General features: G+C 40.7%; 6 protein-coding genes and 1 pseudogene. 4 read left to right on the top strand and 3 right to left on the bottom strand.

Features of this window, described 5'->3' with window-relative positions; genetic code table 11:
- From FTV03_RS16990 to FTV03_RS16975, 4 genes and pseudogenes are all read left to right on the top strand, one after another.
- Positions 1 to 179 (top strand): transposase (locus tag FTV03_RS16990; RefSeq protein ID WP_180003507.1); only part of this gene is annotated, 179 nt, incomplete at its 5' end.
- Positions 180 to 195: 16 nt separating this feature from the next.
- Positions 196 to 573: pseudogene (locus FTV03_RS16985) on the top strand (2OG-Fe(II) oxygenase family protein); the annotation flags it as partial.
- Positions 570 to 1451, top strand: coding sequence for a hypothetical protein (locus tag FTV03_RS16980; RefSeq protein WP_180042342.1), 882 nt, complete (start codon positions 570 to 572; stop codon positions 1449 to 1451). The pseudogene FTV03_RS16985 and the gene FTV03_RS16980, both read left to right, overlap by 4 nt.
- 7 nt (positions 1452 to 1458) lie before the next feature.
- The gene (locus FTV03_RS16975) at positions 1459 to 1788 is read left to right on the top strand and encodes a multidrug efflux SMR transporter (RefSeq protein ID WP_168377505.1); all 330 of its coding nucleotides are present in this window, start codon (positions 1459 to 1461) and stop codon (positions 1786 to 1788) included.
- A 140-nt stretch (positions 1789 to 1928) separates the two neighbouring features.
- Here the strand turns inward: FTV03_RS16975 and FTV03_RS16970 are convergent, their stop codons facing one another.
- The 3 genes from FTV03_RS16970 to FTV03_RS16960 all read right to left on the bottom strand — a co-directional run bounded on the left by FTV03_RS16970 (position 1929) and on the right by FTV03_RS16960 (position 4401).
- Positions 1929 to 2729 (bottom strand): sulfite exporter TauE/SafE family protein, encoded by an 801-nt coding sequence (locus FTV03_RS16970; protein ID WP_180042340.1) that lies wholly within the window; start codon positions 2727 to 2729, stop codon positions 1929 to 1931.
- A 44-nt stretch (positions 2730 to 2773) separates the two neighbouring features.
- Complete coding sequence (locus FTV03_RS16965) at positions 2774 to 3268, bottom strand: flavin reductase (RefSeq protein ID WP_180042338.1); 495 nt, start codon at positions 3266 to 3268, stop codon at positions 2774 to 2776.
- A gap of 104 nt (positions 3269 to 3372) precedes the next feature.
- Positions 3373 to 4401: a methionine synthase gene (locus FTV03_RS16960; RefSeq protein ID WP_078193780.1), complete on the bottom strand. Its 1029-nt coding sequence runs from the start codon at positions 4399 to 4401 to the stop codon at positions 3373 to 3375.
- Positions 4402 to 4695: the final 294 nt, after the last annotated feature.

Here is a 4695-nt window from a genome sequence, read left to right as displayed (position 1 = left end):
CCGAACTAAAAATCTATAATCAGGAAATCAATAAAAGAAGAATTGGAATTGAGCATGTATTTGGCAGTTTGAAAACCTTCAAAATTCTTGCTGAGCGATATCGCAATCGAGGCAAAAGACTAGCATTAAGATTCAATCTAATTGCTGGAATTTATAACTTGGAGCTGAGTGAAAAATGACTTATGAAAGAAATCTAATAAACAAGGTGAATGGATGGATATTCCATTGATTGAAAATACCTTGGTGATGAATATTGGCGATATGATGGAAATTTTTTCGAATGGCAAATATTTGGCCACCAAGCACCGTGTTAAAAAAGTCTCTGAAGAGCGCTACTCTTTCCCTCTGTTCTGTGCCTGTAATTACGACACAATTATTGAGCCTGTACATTCTACTGAAGCGCCCAAATATCAGCCCCTAATTGGTGGCGAACATTTATTTAATCAAACCGCGCAAACCTTTAGTTATCTCAAAAAACGTATCGCTTCAGGAGAGCTAAGTCTTAGAAATGCTGTGCCATTGTCATCATTTGGTATGGATGAAAATACAGAAGCACAAGGAGCAAGCGCATGAATCTATTTCAGGCTTTAGCACAGCTTCCAGCCAGCCAAGAGGTTTCAGGTCCTATTCCAGACTATTTATATGGTGCTTTTCGCCGTAAAAGCATTAGTTTTTCAAATGGTTTGACGGATGAAAAGACCATTGTGTATTGGTTTCAGTTACGTAGTTTCACCATCGATCTACGTTTAAAAAGCCAAGAAAATACGCCAGTGAATGAGCGTCAAGGCTGGATTGGTAACACCCTATGGGATGCTAAACAACAATTATTGTCTTGGGACGTTAAAGCACACTCAAATTATCAAAATCATGTGCAATGGCCAGAACCTGCAAAACTACATGCGATTGGCAACTGTATTTTAGAATTCTCTCCAAGCAATGCGTATGTCGAAGACTGGCGTCAACAAGTGCATGAAGGGTTATTTTTAGGCCTGCGCTTGAAGTCAGCTTTAGATGTAGAAAGCCATCAGCCATTGCAGATGGATGGCGGTTTAATTATTTGTGATAAGCATGTGGCCTTTGCACTGAGTCGTTTACCTACAGATCAGCAAACTGTTGCCAGCATCGATATATCATCTGCACCTACTATGTATGAAACGGTGATTGAAAGCTTTGAAGTATCCATCGCTGTAGATGGTCTGCATAAGCACTATACAACGACTTCATCTCAGCAAGATCAAGCACTTAACTTTGATCATTTCAAAGTTATTGATGAAACACATTTAATGCAAAACGTCATTATTAATGGTCAAGCAATACAGCTGATGTTCGAGGTGGATATTTATGTTCCACATTATGCATTTCAGCGTCGCACTGATACCACGACAGAAAGTACAGATTGGTTGCAAAATGAAAAACAGCACCTCTTGTACCATGCCGTAGAATGTCTATAGGAAATCAATGTCGTTTATATATTTGCTCATCGCAATCATTGCTGAAGTGATTGCCACGTCCGCCTTAAAAGCCAGCAATGGCTTTACTGAACTAGTACCGATTATTTTTACCGTATTGGGCTATGCCATTGCACTCTTCTTTTTAGGTTTGACCTTTAAATCGATTCCAATGGGATTGGCCTACGCCATGTGGTCTGCTGCAGGCATTGTACTGATTTCTTGTGTGGGCTGGATTGTGTTTAAACAAAATTTAGACCTGCCTGCCATGATTGGTTTGGCCTTTATTTTATTGGGTATTGTGATTATTAATGTTTTTTCTAAAAGCACAGAGCTTTGAGATGTCAGTTTTGAAATGTAATTTTTAAATAATATCTTTGAAATTTTAAAGACTTAAATTGCTATAGATAAAAATGCTCTAGCTTGCTGTTGCACACTAGAGCATACGTTTCGAATGAATTAACTGTGATCAGTCGGCTTCTATAAAATGCCTTTCACTAGAAAAAAGCATCCAACAATACACAACAGCACCGCGAAACATTTTTTCAGTACTGCTGGTGAAAGCGCATGCGCAGTTTTCGCGCCATATTTAGCCGTAAAGAAACTCATCACACTAATGCCCAAAAAGGCATAGATATGAATAAAGCCAATGGTATTTGGAATTTCAACTTGCTGTTGCATACCAAAAAACATAAAGCCTAATGCACCAGCAATGGCAATAGGTAAACCGCAAGCGGCAGACGTCCCGACTGCTTTTTGCATCACCACGCCATTTGCCGTTAAATACGGTACCGTAATACTACCGCCGCCAATCCCGAAGATGGCCGATGCCACACCAATGCCCGAACCTGCTGCAATTTGTTTAGCTGTAGATGGCAATATTTTGTTTGGATCGACTGGCTTTTTTGCTCCCATAAACATGGTATAAGCCACCCAAAGTAAAAACACACCCACAATTATTTGCAGATGTAAGCCTGACAGCCAGCCTGCGATCCCAGCACCAGCAAAACAGCCAATCGCCATAGGCGGAGCTAAATTTTTAAATATAGGCCAAATTACAGCGCCATTTTTATTGTGCGCCATCAATGAACTGATCGATGTCACCACAATCGTAGCCAAAGATGTACCAAGCGCCAAATGCATAATCACATCAGGGCTATAGCCCATTTGGCTAAAAACAATATAGAGCAATGGCACAATGATGGTGCCACCACCGACACCAAACAGCCCTGCAGCAAAACCAGCAAATGCACCAATAATTAAGAAAGTAATGAGTTCCACGAAATATATACTTTTAAAGAGATGTATTGAAGAAGTTGACTGGTTTAAGCCAACTCCACTTGACCCACAGCATGATAAGCACGGTTGAAATACACCAGACTTTCTTCCTGCTGACTTTGCTTGATTGCAACCACACGGCACATAAACACACTGTGCGTACCCACTTCTTGAATCTGTTCAATCTGACAGTCAAAACTAACTAAAGCATCTTTGAGTATCGGTGAACCTGTTTCTAATACAGTCCAAGAACCCAATTTAAAACGCTCTTCCGAATTGAATTTGCTTGAAGCAAAAGCATTGGAAATTTGCTCATGCTGTGCGCCTAAAACATTGACAGAAAGAACTTTATTTTCAATAAAATGCGCATGAGAACGAGATGTTTGATTCATACAAACCAGCAAAGTTGGCGGTGTATCTGTCACACTGCATACTGCTGATGCTGTAAATCCATGCATGCCTGCTTCACCCTCAGTCGTAATCACGTTGACTGCAGTCGTCAATAAAGACATTGCATTTCTAAAATCAGTTGCTTCAATCATCTCTTCAATCTCAATGGTCTATATGGCTTATCTCTTTCTCAGGTTTGGGCAATAGCAAATTTAATTTCCTTATTGCCCTTACATGAAATTGAGTCAGCTCGAATTTATGCGGTCAATTCTTGGCGAATAATGGCAGCGCCTGCGCTTAACGCATTTAGTTTGCCTTGCGCCACTTGGCGAGGTAAAGGCGCCATACCGCAGTTTGTTGAAGGATATAGCTTGTCGGCATCTACAAACTGCAATGCTTTGCGTAATGTATTAGCTACTTCTTCTGCTGTTTCAACCTGATTGGTTGCTACATCAATTGCGCCAACCATCACTTTTTTACCGCGAATCAGTTCGATTAAATCCATCGGTACACGAGAGTTTTGGCATTCAAGCGAGATAATATCGAGCTTAGATTGCTGCAGTTTCGGGAATGATTCTTCGTATTGGCGCCATTCATTACCCAAAGTCTGTTTCCAATCGGTATTGGCTTTGATGCCATAACCATAGCAAATGTGAACAGCAGTTTCACATTTCAAACCTTCAAGCGCACGCTCTAAGGTCGCAATACCCCAGTCATTGACTTCATCAAAGAATACATTAAATGCAGGCTCATCAAATTGGATAATGTCCACGCCTGCCGCTTCTAGCTCTAAAGCTTCTTGATTCAGAATTTTAGCAAATTCCCAAGCCAATTTTTCACGGCTTTTGTAGTGACCATCATACAAGGTATCAATCATCGTCATTGGGCCAGGCAGCGCCCATTTGATCGGCTGATTGGTTTGGCTGCGTAAGAATTTTGCATCATCCACAAACACTGCTTTCTTACGAGATACTTCACCCACGACTGACGGTACACTTGCATCGTAACGGTTTCGAATACGCATCGTTTCACGCTTTTCGAAATCTACCCCTTCAAGATGTTCAATAAATGTGGTCACAAAATGCTGACGGGTTTGTTCGCCATCGCTGACAATATCAATGCCCGCATGAATTTGTTCATGCAAAGATAATTTCAACGCATCACGCTTTGCATCTAATAATTCTTCGCCTTCAAGTTTCCATGCTGACCACAATTTTTCAGGTTCAGCCAGCCAAGATGGTTTAGGTAAGCTGCCAGCAGTTGAAGTTGGGAGTAAAATGGCCATATTCGATCTTCTATCTCTATATTCTAAATTTCGCAAAAACAAAATGTGATCAATTGATTATTAAATTCATATTGAGAGTCCCTTCTCCCTTTGGGATGAGGAGCATGCTCCGCAAGAGGATGAGGGAGCTTTTCATATAAATCCTCTCCCTAACCCTCTCCTTAAAAGGCATAGGTATCTACACATTTTTTATAAATTGAATGCGATCTGAGCAATCGCATTCAGCTCATCAGACGAATACTCTGACAACAACTGAAGAGTGTTTAATAGTATTGAAAGCCCTGCCAGTATGGC

It is taken from the genome of Acinetobacter sp. YH12218 (genome assembly GCF_013417925.1).
In the GTDB taxonomy this organism is placed as follows: domain Bacteria; phylum Pseudomonadota; class Gammaproteobacteria; order Pseudomonadales; family Moraxellaceae; genus Acinetobacter; species Acinetobacter amyesii.
The sequence above is the reverse complement of the archived record's forward strand: the minus strand, read 5'-3'. Positions and strand labels throughout refer to the sequence as shown.

Excerpts from the sequence above, each read along its gene's own strand:
- FTV03_RS16965 (WP_180042338.1), bottom strand. The coding sequence starts at position 3,268 with ATGATTGAAGCAACTGATTTTAGAAATGCAATGTCTTTATTGACGACT.
- FTV03_RS16960 (WP_078193780.1), bottom strand. The coding sequence starts at position 4,401 with ATGGCCATTTTACTCCCAACTTCAACTGCTGGCAGCTTACCTAAACCA.
- FTV03_RS16980 (WP_180042342.1), top strand. The coding sequence starts at position 570 with ATGAATCTATTTCAGGCTTTAGCACAGCTTCCAGCCAGCCAAGAGGTT.
- FTV03_RS16975 (WP_168377505.1), top strand. The coding sequence starts at position 1,459 with ATGTCGTTTATATATTTGCTCATCGCAATCATTGCTGAAGTGATTGCC.